The sequence below is a fragment of the Fibrobacter sp. UBA4309 genome (assembly GCF_002395745.1).
Lineage (GTDB): Bacteria > Fibrobacterota > Fibrobacteria > Fibrobacterales > Fibrobacteraceae > Fibrobacter.
This window is the reverse complement of the sequence record NZ_DGUN01000077.1, coordinates 1-24,995: the sequence shown is the minus strand read 5'-3', so window position 1 is coordinate 24,995 and position 24,995 is coordinate 1. Positions and strand designations below refer to the sequence as shown.

Below are 24,995 nucleotides of genomic sequence, written 5' to 3'. Positions count from 1 at the left end.
CGGTCGAAAAAGTCTAACACGATTCGGAGTTCCGCGTGAAGAAGAAAAAACTGCTTTTTTTGACGATATTGTTCTTTTTGACGGCAATACTTACGTCTTGCCTGTTTGATTCCGAGGACTCTGCCTTGAGTAGCTGGCTTTCGGATCAGGGCCTGCCAGATAGCTACAAGGTGCAAACGCTAAGCGTTAGCGACTTGACGCCTATATCTGCGGAGGCTTTCCTGAACATGACGCCCCGTTCCGCTAACGACCGCTCCCTGCTGGGACGCTATTCGAATATCGAACACGACATGGTCCTGGATTTCGGATTCGAATCGGGCCTGTTGTCTTCTCTCAAGTCGGCGGATTCGGCGGCATCGTTCCTCTTTTTCCGCCTAATCCCGTCTCTCTACCGTTCCAAGTATTTCCCCAAGGACTCGTTCCCGATTACAGAGGAACTGGCCTTGAATGTCAGCTGGAAACTGAGCCGCAGTACCAAGTCCGATTTTCTGGAAGACCTCAAGGAAATCTCTGATTCTTCCTGGTTCGATAGCTTGAAGGACTGGAATCCGGATGGTTCCGTCGATACCACGTACTCCATTTCTATCGGGTCGAAGGATTCCACGTTGACTCTTGTGCTGCCGCATGCGCTGATCGACGACATCCGTAGCGAGATCAGCAATTGCCGTTTGCAGATTCGCCTTTCTGCTCCCGATGCAAAGCATGTTTACCGTTTCTACGGTCCAAACTATATCTATGGGCCTCAGTTCCGCATGACGACGCTTTCGGATACGTTGTACAAGTACAGGAACCTGACGCCGTTCCGCGTGGCCGATGCCATTGTGAACCACGAAGAATGCTCCGACTGCCTTGTCCTGCATGGCGGCGTGACCGATTCCCTCGTTGTGGAACTGCCGTCGGAGCCTATCATGAAGAGCCTGTCGGATTTCTACGGGGATGAATTCCCGTATAACATGGGAGACGGAGATGATGTTCGCCAGGCGGTCGTCCGTGCCCAGGTGACGTTCTCCCGCGATGATTCACAGGGTTCCTCCGAACTGGGTCTTCCCATCCAGGTTGTCGTGGGTACGTATAGGGACAGTGCCGACAAGGAACTCCGCCGTATTGAAGACTACAAGCCGAACGATTCCCTGGTCAAGAAGTCGGGACACCCGAACATGGTTTTCCATGAAGGCGATTCTCTGACATTGCAGGTCACGTACGGCATGCGGGAATTCATCAACAAGGCCAGCGACGGAAGGACGTTCAAGCTGATGATGCGCATGGGATACCCCGTTTTGCAAGAAAAGGATCCTTCTTACGAGAACTACATTACGTCGAAGGGGGACACGAGTTACGTGTTCTTCTCGCAGTTCGATTACGCGCGTTACGATTTTACGGAAGTGATGAAGAAACCGGCAACGCTTAAGCTTTGGCTTGCCTCTAAGAGAGGAGAAGACTAATGAAAAAGTTTTTAGGCGTCTTGCTTTGTTTTTCTGCTTTGGCTTCGGCATCCATGATCGGTCTAGACGCTCTCGGTGAAGAACAGACTCTTGGCGGCATGACCTCCATGGCCGGCCGCGGTTTTGCCGGCAGTGCCAAGACGGGCGAGGCCGAAGGCATTTCGCTAGCGAACCCGGCGCGCATTGCTTTCGATGCGAAGGTGGTGTTCAACATCAACTTCTTGATGGAATATCTTTCCATCGAAAAGAGCAGCGAATTCTATTCTACGAACACGGTGTCCATTCCGTCGTTCAATCTTTCGTTCCCCATGGGGAACTATGGCGCTTTCGGTGTTTCCCTGTGGCAGCACTATGCGTCTATTCTCGATGTGGAATCCGTGGATTCCGCCGCTTCTGTCAATGCTCATCTGAAATACCAGAGCAGCGTTTACGAAGTCGTGCCCAGCTATGCGGTGCGTATCCCTTACCTGCGTAATTTCTCGGTGGGTGCGTCTGCCCATTTCGTGATGGGCAATCTGGAACGCAGCCTGAAACTCGGTCCGAACAAGAGCGAAGTTTCCGACGAAGATCTGTGGGCGACCAACGATGCGAAGATTTCGGACTATGTGGATGGAACGTGGGAAATCAAGCACCATCCGGCTTATTACACGGTCGGTTTGCAGTACCGCGGACGTCAGTCGTCATATTTCTTCTCTTTCACGACCCCGTACACGTTGGAAAATAAGTTGAACTACAATTTCCGCTTTAGCGAAATCGATACGCTTTCGCCGACGACGTACACGAGGGAAATCAAGGTCCCGATGACTCTTGCGACAGGTGTCAACTACCGTCTCAAGAAGCGCAACAACATTATGCTCGACTTGCAGTGGCGTTCGTGGGACGACAATGTGGAAAACATTGGCAGGTCCTTCAACATGGAACAGTTTACTGAAACGCAGGACGACATTGTCCTGTCGCTCGGTTTCCAGCGTGATGGCAGTCCGCTTTTCTACGACAAGTACTGGGACCGCATTACCTACCGTGCAGGAGCGTGGTACAAGGGCTGGTACGTGAACGAGGGTCATGAACTGGGCGGCTCCATTGGTGCCGGTTTCCCGTTGGGCAGAAAAGGCACTTCAGTCGACCTTGCTTTCCTGGGTGGAAAGCGCTTTGTCGATGATGGGCATAACTGGGAAGAAACGTTTATTGGCATCAGGCTTGGCCTGATGGGCATTGGCAACTGGGGATCGACCAGCAGATAAGTTTTATTTGAAGGAGGCTTATTATGGCTACGAAGAAGACCAATACAGCGAAGGTCGCGAAGAAGGCGGCCAAGCCGGCCGCAAAGAAGGTCGCTGAAAAAACATCTACGGCAAAACCCGCTGCCGCAAAGAAGACTGTTTCCTCCAAGGTCAAGACCGTGGTGAAAAAAGCCGTGGCGAAGACGGTTTCGAAAATCGTTCCCGGCAAGAAGACGGTGCAGAAAGCCAAGTCCGCTCCGACCGCTTCGGAACAGACGGATGTCGTCGTAAAGTCTACTGTCAAGAAACCCGCGAAGGTGTCCTCCGTAAAGGCTGCCGCCAAGCCGGTTATCAAGAGCTCTACGCTTGCCCAGTCCTTCGACCCGGAATACCTGGTGCTCATGCAGAAGGATCCGAACTGGATGCAGGCCTTCTGGGAAGTTTCCGAAAAGAGAATCAAGAATGCCAAGAAGGGCAAGGGCAAGCTCGTGCTTCGCCTGTTCGACGTTTCTGGTGACCTTACCGTGAAGCGCGCCAAGAAGAGAAAGTTCCGCGATATCGTGGTGCCTGCCGATGCCCGCAGCTGGTATGTTGAAAACAAGGCTAGCGACAATACGGTTGCCGTACTCGGCTTTGCCAGCGGCAAGAACTTTATGCCGCTCGTCGAATCGGTGCCGGTGCAGGCCTACTCTCCGGAAGGCTCCGACGTGAATGTCGACGACGTGTTCGTGCGCGCCTCCCTCGGCGGTGCCGCCATGGGCGGCTTCGGCAGTTCGGGCCTTTCTAGCATGTCGGCCAAGAACTGGCTCGAATCGCTTTCCAGCTCGTCGGGTTCCATGTTCTCGGGAGCGCTTTCCAGCGCTGCCCTCAAGAGCAACAAGCTTGAACTCCCGAAGGATTCCGTGAACTACGGCAAGGATTTCTTCCTTTGGGTCAAGACACGCCTTATCGTTTACGGCGGAACCCGCCCGGATGCACACCTCCAGGTGCGTGGCGAACCGTTCCCGCTGAATCCGGATGGTACCTTCAGCTTCGAAGAAGACCTCCCGGATTCCACGAAGATCATCCCGGTGTTCGCGACCGACAAGGATGGCGATTTCCCGACGACCATCGTCCCGATAGTCGTGAAGCGCACTGAGTAATCCCGCTTTATTGGCCTCGAGGACCAGATGTCTGCGCCCGGCAAGATACACCTGCTGTTGCATGCGCACCTGCCGTTTGTGCGCGAGCCCTCATACGACCGGTTCCTGGAAGAGAACTGGTTTTTCGAGGCTATGGCGGAAACGTACCTGCCGATTGTACAGATGCTTTGGCGCCTGCATGAACGCGGCGTTCCCGGTACACTCAATCTGAGCGTGTCCTCGTCGCTTTTGGCGATGCTTACGGATGGACTCCTGCTCCAGAAATTCACCCGCCACCTTCACAAGCAGGCGGAACTTTTGCAGAAGGAGAAAGAACGCAACCGCGAAAACGACGATGTTATGACGGTCGTGGAATTCTATGCCCGGCGCCAGGATGCCCTGATAGATTTTTGGGAAAGCGTGTGTGCATGCGAAATCGTCCCGGCTTTCAAGCGCCTTGAAGAAGTCGGCAAGCTTTCTCTTTTGACGTGCGTGGGCACGCACCCGTTTTTGCCTGCTTACCAGTCCGATCCCGAAGCCGTGCGCCTGCAGCTCGGCGTCACGGTACGTGCATTCGAAGAAGCGTTCGGGCGGAGACCCCGCGGGCTTTGGCTCCCGGAGTGCGGTTACTACGAAGGGCTAGACTCCATTCTTGCCGAATTCGGTTTCGAGTATTTTTTCGTGGAAACGCATGGAGTGCTTTTGGCAAAGCCCGCGCCCAAATACGGAGTATTTGCGCCGATAAAGACCCCTGCGGGACTTTATTGCATGGGCCGAGAGCAGAGCAGTTCCATGGAAGTCTGGAGCCGCCGTACGGGATACCCCGGGCATCCCGAATACCGCGAGTTCTTCAAGGACATCGCCTACGAGCGCGGCCGCGACTACCTGGGCGAATACTTCATGGCGGGCGAGACACCTATCGAAACAGGCCTCAAGTACTGCCGCATTACCGGCAGCGAAGACAAGCAGATTTACCGCCCGTGGAACGCGATGCGCCTGGCCGAAGACCACGCGCGCCTCTTTGTCGCTAACCGCGAGGCGACCGTCACGGAACTCTTGCCCAAGATGGAAGGCAACAAGGTTTCCATCCTTTGCCCCTACGATGCGGAACTCTTTGGACACTGGTGGTTCGAGGGCCCCGAATTCATCGAGCGCATGTTCGAACGTGCGGCGGGTTCGGGAACCGTCGAGATGGCATCGGTGGAACGTACCATTGCCGAACAAAAATCCCGTGAAGCGGCCGAGCCTGCGTTGGCTCAAACACGTCGTCCCGCATTCTCGTCGTGGGGCGAGGGCGGCTTTGGCGAAGTCTGGATGAACGACGAGGTTAGCTGGGAATATCCGCTGTTCTTCCGCATGCGCGCCATGCAGAAGAGCCTCAAAAAGGCCGTCGCGAAATCCCGCAAAAACGCAAAGATCTATGCGCTCGGCCGCCGCTATCTGGCCCAGGTCGCGCGCGAAATCCTCTTGTTCCAGGCGTCGGACTGGGCGTTCATGATTCACAACAAGTCGGCCGCGGACTACGCGCGCGCCCGCCTTAACGCACACTCCCGCAATGTGGAAATGTTGTATGCGGAGGCCCTTGCGGCGCTCTCTGGCGCCACCAAACGCCCCGACACGTCGCTGCTCCAGGAACTTGAAAACAAGGACAATCTCTTCCCGTGGATCGGGGAGATGCTTTAATAGACAATCAGGAATTTTTCGGTCTTGCCGCTTGCGCCTGCGCGGAAGCGGTACACGCCCGGTTTCATTTTCGACTTGACTTCGTCACCGTCAATGCAGTGCGTCGTGTGCGTATACGGAATGCGCATCACGAGGTCGCCGCGCGCATTCCTGATTTCGATGTATTCCTTGCTGAGCGGGAGCGGTGTAAAGCACAGGTTCCCGTGGCGCCATGGAGTGGGGAAGGCGCGTAGCGTGGAATCTTTCACGACTTCGGGAATGTGTTCGCTTTCTCCGAAACGGCTCAGGATCCATGTGAGGGAATCGTACTGGAAAGCCTTGATCTTGACGGAATCGAGGGACAACGTGTTATTTATCGGGAAGACGGTCGCCTTGCCGTTCTTGTACAAGGAAACGCTCGCATTTCCGTAGAAATTGTTCAAGTCAATGTCAATTCCGCTGTAGAATTTATAAGAGAACTGGGGAATGTCCGGCGATTCGTCTTTGGCTTGGGCGTACGGCGCTTCTGGCCATAGCGACTGGTCCTTGTTTATCCAAGACGAGGAATCTGTGGCAGAGGTGCGACTGCCGGAAAAGGCGATTTTCGTGGCGAAACCATGGAAAACACTATCGGGCGACTGTTTCCTTGCCAAGATGACTTGCTGGAGCTGTGTCCTGAAATCCTTGGACGGGTTCTTGGAGAATCCTTCCCATATGTTCTTGTCGAAGCGCTTGTCGAAATGGTTGTAGAGGTAGATGAACAGGACGCCTGCACCGTATTCGGCGGATGTCTGGTCCAGTGGCGTTCCCCTGGTACCGAAGAAGAAATCGCCCAGGTACCTGATGTAGTCGTCGATATCCGGTGCCGCGATTTCTTCGATGCCGGAAGCGGAAGCCTCTAGCCAGAACGAAGAGAACGAATTGTAGTCGATGTACCGCAGCTGCACGGCATGGTAAAGCTCGTGGAATGCCGTCACCCGGATAGCTTTCGCCCATTCGTCGTTGTAGGCGTAATTGTGTGTCTTGTTGTAGATGGTTCCGGTAGATACGGGGTAGGAGCACTGCTTGCCGTCATGTTCGATGGATGCTTTCGTGATGTTGGCTTGCGGGACATGCATGAAGTCGTTATCGATGATGATGGCTGATTTTTGGCTATCGCGGCTACCCGTGTAAGTGACGCCGAAGCATCCGTTGCAAGTTTTGCTGTGGAGTACGCTGTAGGGGTCGCGCAAGAAATCGATTTCGGCGATTTCGATGGGGTATAGGCCTTTTTTGACGGGCTTTTGGTAATGACTCGTCGTGTCGATCCCTTGCGGGACGAGCATGCCCAAGGTTTTGGTGTGGAAAACGTAGGCGTTCTCGAACGAGGTAGCGATGGAATCTACGAATTCCGGCGTGGTCGAATGCGGGCCTTTGCCGAGGGTGTAGAAAATCTGGAAGTGATCTGTTTCTCGCGTGTAGACAGAATCGTAGTATGCGTCTGCTTCGCAAGTGTTGGCGTCTTTTGCGTAAATTCTTGCCGCAGACCCGGAGGGTTTCTGCCTCTTGTTCTGCATGGCGAATGCCGTCCCGCACTTGTGCGCGGCGGCCGAACCCCAAAGCAGGAGCAACGTTACTGCCAATGATGTGATGAACCTAGCGCGCATGCCCCTCCCTTGCAGGGATGCCCGCTCTTTCGAGAATCTTGGTGGCCGCCTGTGCGACGCTGTCCGGGACGTCGAGCGGCTTCTGGTGACGCGGCTTTGTTCGGGCGTCGACAACGAGCGGTGCCTGGATTGCCCAATGCTTGTCTACGAAATGGGCGTCGACTCCATAGATGTCCTGGGCGGGGTCGGAACGCGTAAACGTTATCCACAAGAAGTCAGCGAGACTCTTTTTCGCGTCGCTCCCGCCGATGTTTCCGAGATTGTCGACAACGCTTATCCAGGGATAGTTCTCGCGGTAATCCCAGCCATTGAACGCTTCGACCAGTGCCATGATATCGCCGTTGCCCTGTATGGCTAAGACGCCTTTCATCGCGATTTTTGCAACCGGGAATCCTGTAGGGAGGTTGAGGCTCTTGAGATCTGAGTCGTTTTCCCGGAGTTCACGACGCTTGGGGCCTGCCACCGTTATCACGAGCTTTGAACCGTGATTGAGGCTTGTGCCGGTGTAGTCTAGCGTATCGATTGTCGTGGATGTCTGGAAATGCAAATCGCGCGTGAAGTCGATCCTTTCCAGGATGTGCGCAAAAAATTCCGGGATATTGGCCGTATCCAGGGACGGATTGTCTTCTTTGGCGGCGAGCAACAGGTATTTGCTCAGGCTGACCTGGTTGAATCCCAGGAGAGCGTTTGCCGTTTTCAGGAGTTCCATGGGTTCGCGGTCTTCCGGACGGGCGTACGGAAGGAACCTCTCGCTGCCGATGGCAAGGCAGAGCGGGTGGACTCCGGCTTCGTCGACGGCGTGGACGGCATGGACTCCGGGGAGCGATGACGGCACCATGGGGCGGGTCAGCTCGTGTACAAAGTTGCCGAACTGGGTGTCTTCTTTCGGGGGGCGGCCGACGGCGGTAAACGGGTAAACGGCGCCTTTCTTGCAGAGGACCTTTTTTACACGAAGGTAGGGAAATTCGTGCTTGCCGGAATAGTAACCGATGTGGTCGCCGAACGGTCCTTCTGGTTTCAAGTCTGGAGCCATCTCTCCCAAGATACAAAATTCCGCATCGCTAGAAACGATATAGCCTTCGTGCATGAAATAGCGGAACCGGCTGCCAGAAAGCATGCCTGCTAGCGTGAGTTCCGAAAGCTTCTCGGGCATGGGCGTGATCGCGGCGATAGTGTGTGCCGGGTCGCCGCCAATGAAAATGCTCACCTTGAGTGCGCGGTTTTCGTTCAGGGCCTTCTGGTGGTGGGCGGCGATGTCGCGGTTAATCTGGTAATGGATACCGCATTCGTCCTTGCCGTAGTCGTTTCCCGAAATCTGGATGCGGTACATGCCCAGGTTTGTCTGCAATATGTTCCCGTTCTCGCTAGGGAGTGTCGCTACGAGCGGCAGCGTGATGAACGCTCCGCCGTCTTCGGGCCAGCAGACGATTTGCGGCAGGTCGGCGAGGCTGCATTCCTCGAAGCTGCGGATGCTTCCGGAGCGTTTCGGGAGAGAATGGATCCCTGCCGCGGCGGCCTTCAGTAACTTGGCGGGCGAGGCGTGCCTGAAAAAATCTACCGGATTCGACTTGAACTGTACCGCCAGGCGCGTGCTTTCGATGGTCCTGCGGAAAAGGAAATCCATGCGCTCCTTGGAGCCGAAAATATTCGCTGCCGCCTGGAAACGGCTTCCCTTGACCTTTTCGAACAGGAGCGCGGGGCCATTGTTGTCGTAGGCCTGCCTTGCGATTTCTGCCATTTCGAGGTAGGGGTCGACTTCTTCGCGGATGCGTTTGAGCATGCCTGCTTTTTCAAGTTCCAGCAGCGCCTGTCTGAGATTGCGGCTCATGGGAAACCTATCTCCGGGATGTGCTAGCCTGCGGAGACGTTCTGGTCCAGGGTCTCGAAAACCTGCGTCTTTTTCTGGGCTTCTACGGCGAGAATGATGTCGCGGGCGCTCTTGCGGGCCTGAATGCCGTAGACAATGCTAGTCTTTTCGGCGATTCCGGCAAAGACATCTTCGGGAATCGAGGTGAATCCCTGGAACGAGAATTCGTCGTAGCAGGCGGTCATGGTGCCTTCCGAAACAAAGAGATGGCTTGCGGTAAAACCGCGGAACGGCCCGTCGCCCAGGCGGACGGTAATCTTGTTGTCGGCGAAGGAACTGATAATGCCGGTCCACTTTATAGCCTTGAAGCCACACTGAATGTGGTAGTTGACACTTGCTCCGGGAGCAAGTTCGCCTGGCAGGGTGTAGTGGAGGATCGGGGTTTTGGATATGGCCAGGTTCATCGGTGCGTAGCGTAGCGTTTCCAGGACGTTGGGAAGCGAATACTCTTGCCACGATGTTTGACTTATCTGTACCATACTATCTCAAATGTAGTAAAAAAACACGAAACCAGATAATATTTTCTTAAGGTTCTGCAAATTCTTTTGCGAGCGCGCTGAAGGCGGTAGTCGGATTCTTTTCGACCCATTCCGCAGACACCTTTGTTTTCAAGAATCGTCCTTCGACAGAGTTGTACCAATGCACGATTCTCGTGTCCTTCAGGATTAGCTTATCTAACTTGTTGTTGGTCTTCGGTTTAAACCAGTGTGCGCTGATTTCGGGGCCGAGAGGGTAGAAAAACCTTGCCGGCAACACAAGCATGGACTTGGAACTCTTGTTGTGCGTGACGTTCTGCATCAGGCGGGTCCCGAGCCTGTAACGTTTGAGCCTTTCGGCTTCCGGCATCGTCTTGATGTACTGGAAAGCCTGGTGGATAGTTCCGTTGCCGGGTTCCGCCCCGATGACCGCGTTGTTCACGGACGCAGAAAAGCCGCGTTCCGCCAAACGGAACAGCCTGTAGCCGCCCGGCAGGCGCGCGCAGAACTCACGGAAGGCGAATTGCAGCCCGCAGTAAATCCAGCGGAACGGATTGATGCCCTTGAAAAGGTCGGCGGGGAGCGCCACCGGTTCGACGCCGATAAAGCCTTCGTATTCGAGCAGGTCGTTGAACGGCTTCACTGCAATGATGTCGGTATCCAGGTATACGCCGCCGTACTTGAACAGCAATGCCAGGCGCAACAGGTTCGCCCTGCTCGCAGGGGCCTTCAGCTCCTTGAAGAGCTTGAGACACAGTCCGTCGTCATTCAGGCCGTCGAAATGCGAGTCTTCTACCGGGATGACTTCTAGTCCCGGGATGTCCTTGATGAGTTCCCAGCCGTCGCCTTCCTGCTTCATGCCTTCGTGGACAAGCCAGATGGATTGCGGCTTCTGTACCTGGAATGCGGAACGGATGGCGATGCCCCCGCTCCAGGGAAACTTCTGTCCGAGCCAGATAAAGATAAGACGGTTGGGAATCATAGTCGGTTGTAGACGGGTTAAGTTTTATTTTGGGCGATTTTGCGGTAGAGGTTCAGCTGCCGCGTAAAGCATTCATTCCAGCTGAACTTTTCGGCATAGGCGCGAGCCTTGAGCTTCATCGCCTGCAGGTCGGAATGGTAGAGTTCGACAATGGCGTCGGCGAGAGCCTGCGGCGTGCGTTCCTTGAGAACCGTACCGGCACCGGATTCGGTGACGTGTTCGAATGCGGCGCCTGCGGCGGCCCCGACAAGGGCATTCCCGCTAGCCATGCTTTCGAGGATAGAAAGTCCGAAGGTTTCCCAGCCAGAAAGGGCGAGTCCCATGTCGACGCTGGCGTAATAGCGGGCCATTTCGTCGACGGAATTCACGAAGCCGATGTATTGGATATGTCTGTATTTTTCGGCGGCTTCCTGGACAAGCGGAAGACTCGGACCCGTGCCGGCAAAGACGATGGCGGGCTCGTGGCCGAGTTCCTTCACGAGAATGTCGTATGCCCCGAGAACCAGGTCGACGCCCTTTTCGTTGCAGTGCCTGTGCGGGAAAAATATGGTCAGCCGTTCCGGATTGCCGTCTTTCAGCTGTGTTACAAGCGCTTCGTCGCGCTTTGACGGGGAAAACATCCCGATATCGCAGCCGAGCGGAATCCATTGTGGGTCGGGGAGGCCGTTCTTTTTGAGACGGGCCATGGCTTCTTTCGAAGAAGCTTGTATGCAGTCGAAATCCTTGTATTCCTTGCGAGCGTACCAGAAAGCCCTGTTGCGGCTGAACGTACCGATTTTGGCTCCGAGCTTCTTGGCGACGGGCCTTCCGACATACGTAACCGGAAAATCGGCATGCCAGAATCCGACAAGGGCGGAATCTGGCGAAACCTTTTTGGCCGCATGGCGTACGACCGTGGGCAATATATACGGGGAGCCGACTTCAATGACGTCGGGCAGGTAACGCGAAAGAATCGGGATGATCTGCGAACGTTTCCATATAAAGCGGTATTCCCAGTTTCCGGGGAAGCGGAAAGCTTCGACATGTTCGATGATGAGGTTGTCGTTGCGCTGTTCCGTGAATGTCTTGCTGTCGGGCATCACGAAAACCGACAGGATGTCCTGTGCAGGGCAGTTCTGTTCGATGTTCTCGTAGAAGGCCATCTTTTGCAGGTGGTATCTGCGGACTCCGCCTCCGGAAGGACTCCAGAAGTTGTTGAAGTCGACGATGGTGAACGGTCTTGATACGCCCGGCATTAGGTTTCTTGCATCCTGTTGGATTCCGGATCAATGGAAAGCGTACCGCGGTAGAGATTGTTGGATCCGAGACGCTTGGAATTGACCGTGAGGAACAGGTTCCCGCCCTTGGATTCGAGCCAGTAGATGGCGTCGGAATCGCGCAGGTAGGCTCGCGGACCGACAAGACCGTTTTCGGAATCGATGAGTTCGCCGCCGAGGAACAGCGGAATGTCCAGTGCCTTGTAAAGATCGAGCATGACAGAGGAACGGCGTTCGTGGATGTCGACAAGGTCGGGGCGATCCGAAATCTTGAGATGGTCGATGCCGTCGATGATGACGACGAGGTCCGGGTGTTCCTTCTGTTCGTCCTTGAGGATAGACAGAAGTTCGGTATTGTCGAATGCCGGCAGGTCTTCCCAGATTTCGAGTCGGTTGCTGCGCACGTAGGCCATGAGGTCGCGTGTCGCTTCGAGAACCATCTGGTTGACTTCGTCAGATTCGTTCTGCTTGCGGACGGTGAGCACGGACTTGCCGATCATCATGGCGACCATGCGGTCGAAAATCTGGCGGCGCGGCGTCTCGAGCGCAAGGTAGATGAGCTTGAGCTTGGGGTTGCTTTTCAGCAAGTCGAGGGCGAAGCTCGAAAGGAGCGTCGTCTTGAGCCCGAACGGGCTGGAAGATACGTAGAAACACCCTGACTGGATGCCGTCAATTTCCTTCGTGAGCTTGGGGAAAGAATTCATGGCGTAGCCGACGCTTACGTCGGGCGGACAACCCATGGCGGTGTCAAAGTTTTCCTTGATGTCCTGCAGCAGCATGGAGCGGCGGTGCGTATGGACAGTGTCTTCTTCGGTCTGGTCGATAAGGGAGATGAGCTGGTCGGCTCCGTTCTTGCGGACGACCTGGTCGATAGTCTCGTCCTTCGGCAGCACGATGGACTTAAACTTCAGATCCAGCTCCTTGGCCATCTTGAGGTAGCGCTGGATACGGAATTCCTGTTCCCTGCGGTTCTGCTCGCGGCGCAAGATAAGCGTGACGGATTCGGCGCCACAGGCCTTGAGCTTGTACAGGTGGCTCAGCGAGAGTTCCTGGTACATCGTGGAGACGACTCCGGGAATGCCGGCGAGGTCCGCAGTCAGCGCATCGAAGAATCCTTCGACGATAATTGGCTTGTCGTTGTCGGGCTGGATGTTGAACGGGATGTCGCTTGGCCCGGATGCATAGGAAACGTACGGATGCCCATGGTTGTCGTCGTCCATCAGGCGGCCATAGACGGAATGGATAAGTCCCTTGGAGTTACGGGCCGGGATAGTGATGCGCGGTTCGTGATAGGCTTCGAGGTTATCCAGGTAGAAACTGATCTGGTGGCGTTCGATACCGGAGAGCATGCAGTAGCTCACGAACGGCTCGGGGTCGCCGCTGTAATAGCCGAGGCCGTAGAGCTGCGCCTGGCCGATGCTCCAGCCGCGGCTGGAGAGGTATTCTGCCGAAGACGGACTCCTGCAGGCGGCCCAGTGGCAGTAACGAACAAAGCTTTCGAGGACTTTCGATTTCTCGCCGCCGATTTCCTTGATCCACGGATGTTCATCCTGGAACGTATCGTTGTTTTCGGTTTCCAGACCGCCGAGGAATTCGATGGCTTCGGCCCTGGCCTGGGGTTCTTCCATGCCATTGAAACGGCTGCGCATCACGAATTCGACCAGGTCGCCTTCGCTACCGCATTGCAGGCAGCGGTAACGCCAATAACCAAGCGCATCGTAGAAGAACAGCGACGTCTCTTCGGGAGAGTGGAACGGACAGCAGGCAATGAGGTTTCGTCCCCAACGGCTCAGGGGAATACCCAACTGTCTCGGATGGGTCTTGATGCGTATGAGGCCGGCATGTTCTTGGTCGATAATCATGATATCCTCCACTAGAAAATCTAATAAAGAAAAGGAAAAAAGAATGATATTTTTTGTCTAATTTTGGTATTTAATGCACAATGAATTGTAAATTTGTCGTATGGTGATTCTCGGCATAGACCCCGGGTCGATTACGACCGGATATGCGTTCCTCGATGCGAGCGGTACGGATTTCCGCGTGCTCTCTTATGGAGTAATCCATGCTCCTGCGTCCGGCGCCCTCGAAGATCGCCTCTTGAAAATTGTCACCAAGCTGGAAGAGCTGGTGGAGCAGTTCCGTCCGCAGGCCCTGGCCATGGAAGGAGTATTCTTTGCGAAGAATCCGAAGAGCGCCCTGGTGCTCGGCCACATCCGCGGAGCCATTCTCGTCGCCTGCCGTAAGCGTGGCATGACCTACAACGAGTATCCGCCCCGACTGGTCAAGCAGTCGATAACCGGTGACGGCTCCGCCTCGAAGGAGCATGTGGCGAACATGGTCTTCGCCCGTCTTGGCATCGAACCGGGAGACCTCCCTCTCGACGCCTCCGACGCCTTGGCCATCGCGCTGACGCATGCGACTCCGGCCCCGCTCGCCGTTGCCCTCAAGGGCAAGATCCCTGCCCGCAAAAAGAAGAAACCGTCGGTGCAGCAATGGAAAGACTTGATAGAAAAAATGGGTGGGAGTGTCCAATGAGTACAGAAAACGCCCTGTTGCCGTACGGCCTCGGTTCGCCGGATCTCGTAGAAATCCAGAAAGGTTACCTGGTCGATTCCGCCATTGCGGAAGATTTGAATAAATTAATTGAATGCTGCCGCGAGAACGGGTTTGAACTGCGTCTCGAATCTGCTTACCGTCCTTTCGAAAAGCAATTGTCGATATGGAACCGCAAGGCGAGGGGAGAACTCCCTCTGCTCGACGAAAGCGGCAACCCGATGCAGCGCCCGAGCGGCGAAGAAGACTTGATGCATGCCATCTTGACCTGGTCGGCGCTGCCCGGCGCGAGTCGCCACCATCTGGGAACCGACATCGACGTGGTCGACGCCCTGTCGTGTCCGCCCGGCTACGAAGTGCAGTTGACTCCTGCGGAATGTACGGGAATGTTCGCCAGGTTCCATGCGTTCCTCGACGGGCTCTTCGGTTCCGGAAGGTCGTTTGGATTTAACCGTGTGTTTGTGCCGGGACGCGGCAAGATCCGCCCCGAAGGCTGGCATATTGCCCATATTCCCGCATCGCGCAGACTCCTGGAACAGTTCTCGGTAAAAACGCTTCGCGGCATCTACGAACGTACAGATATCGCCTGCAAAGACGCCTTGCTCAAGAACCTGGACGCCCTCGCCGAAGACTATATCTATCCCTATTTCCTATAGGCGGTCGAAGATGTTTGAACCGGAAACGCGCGGAATCTTGCAGATGGAATCGGAGGCTTACGGAGTTTCTGTCCTCGGGACGACGCTGCGCTACATCCCGTGTCTTGGCAAATGCCGGCTGCTGGTAGTAGCCGCCATCCACGGCGAAGAACCGGATACCACGTTCCTTCTCAGCCGTTCCCTGCGCGCGTTCCGTTCGAATTTCAACTCCGTTGTGTTCGTCCTGTGCGCCAATCCGGACGGCGTCGCTCTCGGAACGCGCGGCAACGCCAACGGGGTCGACCTGAACCGCAACTTTGCCACGTCCAACTGGAGTGCCGACAAGACTCCTTCGCGCTCCGTTCTGGAAGCCCCGCGCGACACGCTGCTTTCGCCGGGAACCTCTGCCGGGAGCGAGCCGGAGACCCGCGCCCTCGTGTCGCTTGTCGAGAAACTCGACCCGGAAAGCATCGTCTCGATGCATTCGCCCATAGGCTGTATCGACGCCCCCGCGGCCACCGGGCTGGTCCGCGAACTTGGCGACGTCTTCGGCCTCCCGTATGTCGCCGATATCGGCTACGGGACTCCCGGAAGCTTTGGAACCTGGTGCAAGGAACACAAAAAAGAATGCGTGACGCTCGAACTGCCACGCATGCCTTTGGAATTGCTTTTTGATAGGTTCGGTCGCGGATTTTCCGAATTCCTGGCCAACCGCGACATTCACGACTAGTTCTTGCTGCCCTTCGCTTCTTCGATGATGTTCTTGCGCTGGATGAGGCCCACCGCAAGACCGATGCTCATGTAGCAGCCCACCAGCAAGAGCAGGAATGCGAGTACGATCGGCTTCTCGGTGATGAACATGAATCCTGCCACGTAGGTAATCACGATGAGGACCGCCTGGAAAATATTGAACGCCTTGTTCTTGCGCGGCTGCAGCTTGGGCAAGAAGAGCGGCGAGACCATCAGGAGGCCGGTGATAAAGAGGACCACGACGGGAATGTAGATGGTGGCGCTGGCGGTATCGGCAAAGAAACCTTCGCGGTTCTTGAGGAACACGAGCAGAATGACGTTGATGGCTCCGACGAACGTTGTGGGGACGCCGGAAAAGTGATGGTGGTAGCAGTCGGAATCGCAGGCGTTGTACTTGGCGAGACGCATGGCGGCGCAGAGTACGTACACGGCGAAGGCAACGGCCATAAGGGCGGTGTTCGCCTCGAAGAAGCTGGGTGCGAGGTTCTTGTAGGCGAAAATAATACAGAATGCCGGTGCGAGGCCGAATGCGATAAGGTCGGCGAGGCTGTCGAACTGGGCCCCGAATTCCGAGCTCGCGTTTACGAGGCGTGCGGCGAACCCGTCAAGCTTGTCGAGGAGCACGCAGAGGATCACGAAATAGGTGCCCATGAGAATCGGGTCGGAGGTCGAGAAGGCGCCGGTGGTCCAGCAAATGGAAAAAGCGCCAAGCAAAAAGTTAAGGCTGGTAAAAATATTCGGCAGAATAAAACGAGCTTTGCCCACGACGGTACTCCTTGTATTTTTCTCTTCAAAGATAAATAAAAAAGCGCCCGAAGGCGCTTCAAAAAGACCGAAAAAAGCTATTTGACTGGTTTAATTTGCCAAAGAGCCTTCACCGCGGCGGCCACGATCAGGTGCTGCGGCGGCGCATACGGATTCTCTTCCGTCGGGAAGTTGGTCCAGTGCTTGGTGGAGAACTGGTAGTACTGCGTCGGGCGGTACATCACCGGGAGAACCGGGACCGTCTCCATGAAAATCTTGTTCAGTTCGCGATAGGCCTGGACCAATTCCTTCTCGTCGGTGATGGTCGGGATCTTGTCCAGGAGCTTGTTTGCGTTCTCGTCCTTGAAGCGTCCCTGGTTCGAGAAAGCGTCTTCGCCGAAGGGCTTCACGCCGCCGATGGAACCCATGATCTGTTCGAACCTGGCCCACGGGGTGGCTGCGGAGAGTTCCGCGGTCTGCGTCTTCATGGCGAGGTCGAACGTGCCCACGCGCAGGTCCTTATCCCACACGCTGTAGTCCACGAAATTTTCCCTGGCCGGGATGCCGATCTCGTTGAAGGATTCCACGACCACCTTGATCACGTCTTCCCAGTCGGTCCAGCCGGAGGGGCACTCGATGGTGATGTCGCGGACGGGGGCGCCCTTCGGGTCGAGGAGCTTGCCTTCGCTATCCCAGCTGTAGCCCGCATCGGTGAGAATCTTCTTCGCGAGGTCCACGTTGTATCCGAAAGCGTTGTCGTCGGAGTCCTGCTTGTTGAAGAACTTGCTTTCGGCACCGAAGGGGAGGATGAATCCGCCCATGATGGCCGGCGTGTAGTTCGACACGGCACGGGTCTTGATCTTCTCGAAGTTGATCGCGTGGATCATGGCTTGGCGGAAGGCAACGTCGGTGAGCGGCGCGCTCTTGAACGACACGATGAGCGTGGTGATGGAGCCCGGCAGATGGTAGGGTTCCTCGCGGCTCCAGGCGCGGATGCTGTCCTTGGCCTTGTCCCAGATGCGGGGCAGGAAGATGGACGAGATGTCCAGGTTGCCCTTGGTCATCGCGCTGTTGAAATGGTTGTTCCCGTTGTAGAGGGAATGGATTATATACTTGGGAGCCGGGAGGGCGCCGTTGTACTTCGCGAGTCCCCAGTAGTTCGTGTCGCGTTCCAGCACAATCTTGTCGGGAGAGAACGTCTTGAGGTTGTAGGGACCCGAAACGACCGGAGCTTCGTCGTTCTTGAATTCCGTAATCTTGCTGAAATCGTAGTTCTTGCCGCTCTTGGCCGATTGTACCAGCGGTTCGAATACCGCCTTCGGGAGAATCGAGGTCTCGGCGATGGCGTTGAGGATAATCAGCGGGTTCTTGTTGTTCTTGGAGAAGTTGAACGAAATCTTGTTGTCGCCCTCGGAGGTGACGGACTTGATATAGTGCCAGTTGCCGTTACGGGGGGTAGGGAGGATGGAGTCGATGTGGAACGTGTAGATGACATCGTCTACGGTGACGGGTTCCCCGTTGTTCCATTTGGCCCTGGGATCCAGGTGTACCACGATGGAAGAATCCGTCTGCACGAAGCTGTCGGCGAGCATCGGTTCCAGGTTGCCGTCAAGCTGGTTGTAGGTGACCAGCGTCTCGTACATCAGGCGGACGTTGCCGTCAATGGGAAAATTCGGGTCGTAGTCAAGCGGGTTGAAGGTTGTTGGCGGAGCCCAGTCGAAACCGCCGATGTATAGGGTCTCTTCACGCGGATACTCTGACTGCTGCGCAACGGTTGTTTCTTGTTTTGTATCTTCGCATGCGACCAAAGCCACCGCCGACATAGCGACGGCCGCATTGGCGAGGATGCCTGTTATTTTTTTTAGTGCGCTCATAATCCACTTACCCACAAAAGAGATGCAACATAAAAAAAAATACTTTATAATGAAAATTTAGTGACATTTGTCCGAATTTGCCACTAAAAAAACTTTACAGATTATAATAATATGGAATAATTCGGGTTGTTTTAAACACTTTTAGGAATATTTACAGAGAAAATCCGTAAAGGAGGCGCCTGGCCGATGCGCTGTAGAGGGTCCGATTCAGTACAAACGGGGTTCCCGCCCCGCCTGGGGTACTGAATTTCTGGTGGACCTTGCCGTCCCTGAGCGAAATGCCGACAACTTCGTTCCCCTGGTCTAGCCAGGCGAGGTCGTTGTTGACGAAGGGGGTGTTGAAGATGGTGCTCTTGCCCTGGAACTTCCACAGGGGCGCTCCGTTGGACGAATAGAAGAGAAGCGTCTGGTCGGCCAGGCCGACAAGGATGTGCTTCTTGCCCTGGAAAGAAATTGTCTGCAGCGAGGAAACGGAAGATTCCATGAGGAGCTGTATAGGTTCCTTTGTGGAATCGGTTGTGTTGTATAGGTAAATCCTATTGCTGTTAGTCGCTATGGCGAGCATGTTGTCCACTTGCGCGAGGAGCGCTATGCCGCTCTTGATTTTCAGCCCGTTGCCGCGAATCTGTCCGGAGCCGTCCCAAAGATGCTGGATATCGCCGTCAAGACTCGCGACATGGAGCTCCGCCTCGTATTTGGTGAAGAGGAACGGGACGGAGAAGATTTTGCGGGACCAGGCCAGCTTGTTTTCGGGGCGGAGCACCTTCAGAAGGAATCCGTTCCACGTAGAAATATAGATGGCGTTGTCGATGATCTGGATGTTGAATGCTTTTCCGGGGAGCTGTATGGACGAAGCCACGCCGTCTTTGGCCAGATCGTAGATATGTAGCGAGAAACCGGAAGAAAGGGCGAGGATGTTGTCGTCGTTGGCCATGACCGGGCTGTTGTCCATCTTGGCAAGAGCCTTGCTCCACTTGAAATCCCCGGATTCGGAATTGATGCAGATGAGACGCTCTGCGGCGGGGTCTACCGTGAACAGGTTCTTTTTGCTTCCGAACAGCTGCGGGTACTTGGTCTTGGGCGAAATGTTCAGCAGGTTTACGAACTTGGCGCCAATCGCCTTGCTGTAGCGGCTGAGAATAAGCGGTGTTGCATACGGGTTGCTGACGGAAAGGCGGACGGCTTCGGACCAGGCCTTCTGTTTTTCCTTGTCGCTGCCCTTGTTGTTCTCGAGATACAGCGCCTTGAACAGCCACGCTTCTGCATTGCCGGGTTCCAGCTTGAATATGGAATCGAGAATGGCGGGGAGGGCATCCCATTCCGCACTTTCGACGAGGTTGGCGGCACGTTTTGCCAGGTAGTCCGACTGTAGGGCGCGCTGGCCGTAGTAATGCGGGGAAATGCTTTGCAGGTGGTTGTTGTCGAATATCAGGTAGATGCTGCCCTTGGTGCGGATGACATCGGAAGAAATCGGCTTGGCGAAGTTGAAATGCCAAAGCGGGTGGAGGATCGTGTCCACCACGGTCAGCGCGCCTTCGTTGGTGAATAGCCCGAGCGTTCCCTGCGCGAGTTCCTGGATGTCCGCCGCATCGCTACGGATAAACGATTTTACTTGGCCCGATTCCTTGTCCAGGAGAATGACCCTTCCCGAAGCTTCCAGCACGACTATGCGCCCTTCGAACGACATTATCTTTTCGGCGTTGCTGAAGGCGAACTTCCATCGCGGAGCCGTACTGATCTTGGGCTGGTAACAGAACAGCGTGTTCCCGGAAAGCAGAAGGATGTTGCTCTTGTCGACAAGGACGTTCCGGATGGGCTCGAAAAGCGTGATGGTGTATGTTTCGGAAGCGTCTTCGCCCGAAATGAAATGCAAGGCGTTATCCGGGCAGTTCAAAATGTAGTGGCCGGTTACCGGGTAGAAAGCCTCGATGTTGCAGCCGCTGTATTTTTCGCTCACCTGGAACTTGATGGATTTCTTGTTCAGCAACGTGAGCGTGTGGGAACTCTGGGCGAGGGCGTTGTCGCCCTTGGTAAAGAGGCTGGTCGTGGCGGCTATCGGGAATGCCTTCTTGACCTTGTTGGCGCGCGACTGGTAATAGAGGCTGTCCTTGTTGCTGTTCTGGAACCAGATTCCCTGATCGTCTATTTTCAGGATGTCCAGTTCGGCGCTGTGCGGGAAATGCACGGGGACGATGGAATCGGATTCCACCTTCACTATCCTGCCGTTCTGCAGCTGGATATAGGTGGACTGCTCCTTGAAAATCTTCTTGATGCCCGAAGTGAGGGTAATGTTCTTGCGGAGCAGCGTTTCGTTCATGCGGGTCGTCGCCGCTTCGCGTTCGGCAAGCCAGTATGCCTTAGATGTTTCCTTGGTATTGTCGAGGCTCTGGTTGTAGTAGAAGTTTGCCGAAGTCTTGTTGCCGGCGAGTTCCTGGATTTTGCCGAGGTAGAAGAAGGCGCTTTCCTTGTCTTCGGCGTCGCCCTTGCTAACGACTTTTTCGAGAATGCGGACGGCTTCCTCGGTTTCGCCCTTCATCTCGAACAGATAGATGGCTTCCTGGAGGGAGTACGCCATCTTGCTGGCGCTGGCGATTCCTACGAATGCACAGAGGAACACGGACAGCGCTTTCGCTGCCGAAGAAAGAGTCCCTGTTCTGTACATTCTCAGTTTCATAGGCCTAGGCGTCGAACTTGTAACCGGCTCCGCGGATAGAAAGGATGATCTTGGGGTTCGCCTGGTCGTCTTCCAGTTTCTTGCGGAGGTTGACGATATGGTTGTCGATAGTGCGGGTAGAAGGCATGTTGTCGGGCGTATAGCCCCAGATTTCTTGCAGCAGGTCTTCGCGGAGAACGACTTCGCCGCGATGCATCCAGAAGTACTTGAGAATCTGGAATTCCCTTGCCGACATTTCGAGAGGCTCGCCGCCCTTGGTGGCTTCGTACTTCTTGAAATCCAGGTGGATGTCGGCGAAGTCGATGGAATCCTGGGAGGTTACGGCAACTTCCTTTTTCTCGGAGGTCTCGGCGCGGCGGAGGAACGCCTTGACGCGGGCGAGCAGTTCCAGGATAGAGAACGGCTTGGTCACGTAGTCGTCGGCACCCATCTCGAGACCTGCCACCTTGCTTGTCTCCTCGGTCTTGGCCGTGAGCATGATGATGAAAGTGCCGGGGTGCTTCTTGCGGATGACGCGGCATACCTCGAATCCGCTCTTTTTGGGAATCATCAGGTCGAGTAGTACCAGATGCGGTTCAAAGGAGTCTGCCTTGACGATGGCTTCTTCGCCGTCGCATGCGGTTTCCACGATATAGTTTTCCAGCTCGAAGTTGTCCTGGAGACCTAGGCGGATGATTTCTTCGTCTTCGACGATGAGAATTTTGTACTGCATTGTCAGTCTACCTTCTTGAATTTGATGGTAAAGGTCGAACCTTTGCCGGGTTTACTTGAAAGCGAAATGGAGGCCTTGTGGGTTTCCGCGACGCGCTTGACGATGGCGAGCCCAAGTCCGGAGCCCTTCGTGCTGCGGGTCATTTCGTCGCCCACCCTGTAGAAATCATTAAATATATTTTTTTGCTCAGATAGCGGGATGCCGACACCGGTGTCGGTCACGGAAAAGACTCCGCGCCCTTCTTCGTTGTAAACGCAGATAGTGATTTCTCCAGGCGGGTTCGTATACTTGATGGCGTTCTCAATGAGGTTTTGCGCTAGGCTGTAGAGGGCGGTGTAGTCGCCCATGACCAATACGTTGGGCTCGAACCTGGTATGGAATTCTAGACCTTTTTCTACGCCGATGTCCTCGATGGCGTCAAAGACCTTCTGGGCACAGATGGAAAAATCCAGTTTTTCCCACTTGAACGCTCCGGTCCCGTGTTCCATGCGGGTGTAGTTTAGAATGGCGCCAATCAGGTTTTCAAGTCGGGAAGCCTCCTTGCCGATAAGCCCGGAGTATTCCTGAACCTTTTCGACCTTCTGCACGCGGCCGCGCGCCATCATTTCGGCAAACATCTTGATAGAGGTCAGGGGAGTCTTGAGCTCGTGCGAAACGCTGGAGAGGAAGTTCGCCTTCATGGCGAGCAGCTTGTGTTCCTGCGTGATGAATCGCAGCATGAAGAATGAACCGAGAATGACCGTGATGAGCGAGAACGAAAGGAGTCCGTACATCAGGAACATGCGCTGGCGCGATTCCTTGCGGATTTCCTTGACGTCTTTTTCGTAAAGAGAGAAATCCCAGTCCAAGGCGTCGCTGATACGTACCTGCGTAAGAACGGCGGCGCTGTCGGGAATGCTCCCCATGAGTAGCGTGTTGTTGTCGTCGACAATGGAGAAGGGAATGTTTTTCCAACTCTGGGAGGCTGCTTTTATTTTGTCTAGGATGCGGTTCTGGAACGCTTCGTTGTCGACTTTTGCAATGACTATCTGGTTCCCGGAGAGCTGCGGGTAGCTCATTTTGAATAAGGTAATCGGACCTTCCTTGCTGTACAGGATTCCGTCCTTCGATGTCAGTTCGTTGTCGAGAAGCTCCGAGAAAAGGTCCCTGTACTTGGCCAGGATGTCCATGTACCCCAGCTGGTGGTTGAAGTTGGAGCGGAGATTCCAGAAGGCTTCGCGCTTGTCCTGGCTCAGGTCTTCGAACGAAAGGATTTGCGTGAAAGCCTCTTCAAAGAAGAATCTCGCCGAAGAGATATTCTCGATGTGCTCGCTTTGCAGGAACTGCGTGAGTACGGAGAGCGTGTAATCCTCGGCTTCCTGGTGTTTTTTCTGCTTGACGAGAATCTCGAAATGCAACAGGTTCACGGAACGGGTCAGGTCGGCGTGCAGATACCCCTGCAGGTGCGGGTGCTGTTCTAGAATGCGCAGCAGCCGGAGGGCCTCGTTGTAGTTGCCGGCCCTGTAGGCGAGCCTTGTCATGCCGAGGATGTTCTGCACCTGGTCGTCGGTCGTCTCGAACGGGGAGTGCAGCATCCTGAACGAACGCGCCATGTACGACCGCTCGCTGTTCTTCGGATTCTTTTTGCTGAACTGCTCCTCCTGGAACATCTGCTGTTCTACCAGGCTGGGTCTAGTGCTGGAAAAGTCGGCTGTCTTGTAGAAGTGCCTTGTAGAGATGTCCGGATAGACGAGCTTGTTGTTGTTGTAGAGGAAAATCGCCTCGATGCCGTTCACGTCCTTGAATGCGGTTGCGTTACCGAATTCAAGCAGGCTGCGCGGCTGTTCGTAGAGGAACAACGATGCGGCTTTGGTTTCCTGGTAGATTTTTTCCTGTTCCTTGTGGACGGCGTCTTCTACGTCTTTTTGAAAGGACGCACGGTTCTCGTCGAACGTCTTCTGGGCGAGAAAAATTTCGTTCTGGATGTTGCGGAAACTCAGAAACGAAAGAATGGCCGTAGGCAATACGATGCCTCCGGCAAAGAGCGCGAAAAAGAGAAGGTTGTTTCTGGAAAACCGGATTGCCATGCCGCCTCGCTACAGGGGCAGGCTCGCCGAGATGCTGGGGAATAACAGTATGAGAACGCTACTCCCCATGAGGAGCGTTACTAGCGTAAATGCCGCGACGGCTATGATGACTAGGGCCTTGGTCACTTGCTCACGGTTGCCGAATGGGTGACTGAAACCTTGTGTCCCATCTCGATTCGGCGGTTGTTGGAATAGATTTCGCGAATCAGCACGGCAGATTCGTTTTCGGCGGCGCGGACGATGATGCCGCGTCCGAGCAGGCGGGGCGGAATGGTCGCGTCGGAGAGATCCTTTTCCCAGACGGCAACGGCGTCGCCGGAATTGTAGTTCTGGGCGGAACCCTTGTCAATCAGCACGTAGGAGTAGGCGCCAATGATGAGCATGGGGTCCATGGCATAACGGATTATGGCCATGGAGTCGATCTGCGCTTCCTTGACGGTCTTGTAGCCGGTGACGTTGATAGACTGGAGCGGCTGTTTCAGACGGGCCTTGGACTGGTTGATGCGGATGTCGCGGAAACTCTGGACAATCTGCGCACGGGAGAGCGTGTCGCCGACTGCGGTAATCTTGGCGATACCGGAGATGCGGAGGAGGGCGAACTTGTCAAAGCTCTTGCCCTTTGCAGCAGGCACGTCGATGGCGCGTGCGTCGAAAATCTCGACCAAGTCGCCCTTCTTTGCCTTGATGGAAGTCTTCTTGCCGATGCCTACGACAACTTCGGATTCGGGCAGGTGGATAAGCGGTTCTTTCTTTTCTCCGGAACGGATGGTAAAGAACGAGCTGTCCTTCTTGAGGCTGTCGATGGTATAGATAATCGGCGCATGCATCTGGTAGTAGCCGTTGAAAATCTTGGGAGCGGGGCGCTGTGTATAGTAGTAGGAATCAGTCGGCTTGCTCTTCTTTTTCTTCTTGTCGCGGTTGCGCAGGTCGCCGAGCATGTTTTCGAAATCGCCGTCACGCGCGTCGGCGTCGTCACATCCGACTGCGGAGACGCCCTTCGGAAGGTTGGAGTCCGCAACAGCCGTGCGGCAGGGATTCTTTCCGCCCGGAACCTGGAGAACTTGTTCGTCGCGGATGCTGTCGCCAAAGTAGATGGAATCGCCCGGATAGATCCAGTGCGGGTCCTGGATGTGGCGGTTGTTTTCCCAGAGGTCCGGCCATGCGAACGGGTCGTGCAGGAATTCGTCGCTCAGGTCCCAGAGGGTATCGCCTTCCTTGACGATATAGGCCGATGCGAGCAGGGCGGTAAGGCCCAGGCAAAGTGTCGCACATTTGAAAAATCGCATAATGATCCTTGTAACTCTTTGAACGTGAA

General features: G+C 55.1%; 19 protein-coding genes. 7 read left to right on the top strand and 12 right to left on the bottom strand.

Annotated elements, in window-relative coordinates:
• Positions 1-35: 35 nt before the first annotated feature.
• The 4 genes from B3M32_RS11260 to B3M32_RS11245 are packed head-to-tail and all read left to right on the top strand — an operon-like array spanning position 36 to position 5,466.
• Positions 36-1,442 carry a hypothetical protein gene (locus B3M32_RS11260; protein WP_290746911.1) on the top strand — a complete coding sequence of 469 codons (1,407 nt, stop codon included), beginning with the start codon at positions 36-38 and terminating at the stop codon, positions 1,440-1,442.
• The gene (locus B3M32_RS11255; RefSeq protein ID WP_290746908.1) at positions 1,442-2,683 is read left to right on the top strand and encodes a hypothetical protein; all 1,242 of its coding nucleotides are present in this window, start codon (positions 1,442-1,444) and stop codon (positions 2,681-2,683) included. The genes B3M32_RS11260 and B3M32_RS11255 overlap by 1 nt, the downstream gene beginning before the upstream one ends.
• Positions 2,684-2,706: 23 nt before the next feature.
• Positions 2,707-3,804: a DUF4912 domain-containing protein gene (locus B3M32_RS11250; RefSeq protein ID WP_290746906.1), complete on the top strand. Its 1,098-nt coding sequence runs from the start codon at positions 2,707-2,709 to the stop codon at positions 3,802-3,804.
• A 27-nt stretch (positions 3,805-3,831) separates the two neighbouring features.
• Positions 3,832-5,466, top strand: a complete 1,635-nt coding sequence (locus tag B3M32_RS11245) for a glycoside hydrolase family 57 protein (RefSeq protein WP_290746904.1) — start codon at positions 3,832-3,834, stop codon at positions 5,464-5,466.
• On the opposite strand, the gene B3M32_RS11240 is transcribed toward B3M32_RS11245, so the two are convergent.
• Genes B3M32_RS11240 through B3M32_RS11215 form a run of 6 tightly spaced genes read right to left on the bottom strand, consistent with a single transcriptional unit; the run spans position 5,463 to position 13,534 of the window.
• The gene (locus B3M32_RS11240; protein WP_290746902.1) at positions 5,463-7,091 is read right to left on the bottom strand and encodes a hypothetical protein; all 1,629 of its coding nucleotides are present in this window, start codon (positions 7,089-7,091) and stop codon (positions 5,463-5,465) included. The two genes, B3M32_RS11245 and B3M32_RS11240, sit on opposite strands and share 4 nt — an antisense overlap.
• The gene (locus B3M32_RS11235) at positions 7,081-8,919 is read right to left on the bottom strand and encodes a UbiD family decarboxylase (protein ID WP_290746899.1); all 1,839 of its coding nucleotides are present in this window, start codon (positions 8,917-8,919) and stop codon (positions 7,081-7,083) included. Before B3M32_RS11235 ends, B3M32_RS11240 begins: the two co-directional genes overlap by 11 nt.
• A gap of 23 nt (positions 8,920-8,942) precedes the next feature.
• On the bottom strand, positions 8,943-9,437 hold the full coding sequence (locus B3M32_RS11230; RefSeq protein WP_290746896.1) for a hypothetical protein: 495 nt from the start codon (positions 9,435-9,437) through the stop codon (positions 8,943-8,945).
• Between the two features lie 46 nt (positions 9,438-9,483).
• Positions 9,484-10,416 (bottom strand): glycosyltransferase, encoded by a 933-nt coding sequence (locus B3M32_RS11225; protein WP_290746893.1) that lies wholly within the window; start codon positions 10,414-10,416, stop codon positions 9,484-9,486.
• Between the two features lie 17 nt (positions 10,417-10,433).
• A complete protein-coding gene (locus B3M32_RS11220; protein ID WP_290746890.1) occupies positions 10,434-11,651 on the bottom strand; it encodes a glycosyltransferase in 1,218 nt (405 codons plus the stop codon).
• Positions 11,651-13,534 (bottom strand): CHC2 zinc finger domain-containing protein, encoded by a 1,884-nt coding sequence (locus tag B3M32_RS11215; RefSeq protein WP_290746887.1) that lies wholly within the window; start codon positions 13,532-13,534, stop codon positions 11,651-11,653. The genes B3M32_RS11220 and B3M32_RS11215 overlap by 1 nt, the downstream gene beginning before the upstream one ends.
• 100 nt (positions 13,535-13,634) lie before the next feature.
• Here B3M32_RS11215 and ruvC point away from each other — a divergent pair, with 100 nt between their 5' ends.
• From ruvC to mpaA, 3 genes are read left to right on the top strand one after another with little or no spacing between them, the layout of a single operon-like run.
• Entirely contained in the window at positions 13,635-14,207 is a 573-nt protein-coding gene (gene ruvC, locus B3M32_RS11210; protein WP_290746884.1) for a crossover junction endodeoxyribonuclease RuvC, read from the top strand.
• On the top strand, positions 14,204-14,881 hold the full coding sequence (locus B3M32_RS11205; RefSeq protein ID WP_290746881.1) for a M15 family metallopeptidase: 678 nt from the start codon (positions 14,204-14,206) through the stop codon (positions 14,879-14,881). The genes ruvC and B3M32_RS11205 overlap by 4 nt, the downstream gene beginning before the upstream one ends.
• A 10-nt stretch (positions 14,882-14,891) precedes the next feature.
• Complete coding sequence (gene mpaA, locus B3M32_RS11200; protein WP_290746878.1) at positions 14,892-15,590, top strand: murein tripeptide amidase MpaA; 699 nt, start codon at positions 14,892-14,894, stop codon at positions 15,588-15,590.
• Here mpaA and B3M32_RS11195 read toward each other — a convergent pair.
• The 6 genes from B3M32_RS11195 to B3M32_RS11170 all read right to left on the bottom strand — a co-directional run bounded on the left by B3M32_RS11195 (position 15,587) and on the right by B3M32_RS11170 (position 24,966).
• Entirely contained in the window at positions 15,587-16,375 is a 789-nt protein-coding gene (locus tag B3M32_RS11195) for a CDP-alcohol phosphatidyltransferase family protein (RefSeq protein WP_290746875.1), read from the bottom strand. The genes mpaA and B3M32_RS11195 overlap by 4 nt on opposite strands.
• A gap of 77 nt (positions 16,376-16,452) precedes the next feature.
• Positions 16,453-18,228, bottom strand: coding sequence for an ABC transporter substrate-binding protein (locus B3M32_RS11190; RefSeq protein WP_290746870.1), 1,776 nt, complete (start codon positions 18,226-18,228; stop codon positions 16,453-16,455).
• A 151-nt stretch (positions 18,229-18,379) separates the two neighbouring features.
• Positions 18,380-20,902 (bottom strand): tetratricopeptide repeat protein, encoded by a 2,523-nt coding sequence (locus tag B3M32_RS11185; protein WP_290746867.1) that lies wholly within the window; start codon positions 20,900-20,902, stop codon positions 18,380-18,382.
• A gap of 4 nt (positions 20,903-20,906) precedes the next feature.
• The gene (locus tag B3M32_RS11180; protein WP_290746864.1) at positions 20,907-21,614 is read right to left on the bottom strand and encodes a response regulator transcription factor; all 708 of its coding nucleotides are present in this window, start codon (positions 21,612-21,614) and stop codon (positions 20,907-20,909) included.
• A gap of 2 nt (positions 21,615-21,616) precedes the next feature.
• Positions 21,617-23,680, bottom strand: a complete 2,064-nt coding sequence (locus B3M32_RS11175) for a sensor histidine kinase (RefSeq protein ID WP_290746861.1) — start codon at positions 23,678-23,680, stop codon at positions 21,617-21,619.
• A 122-nt stretch (positions 23,681-23,802) separates the two neighbouring features.
• Complete coding sequence (locus tag B3M32_RS11170) at positions 23,803-24,966, bottom strand: LysM peptidoglycan-binding domain-containing protein (RefSeq protein ID WP_290746859.1); 1,164 nt, start codon at positions 24,964-24,966, stop codon at positions 23,803-23,805.
• Positions 24,967-24,995 lie beyond the last annotated feature (29 nt).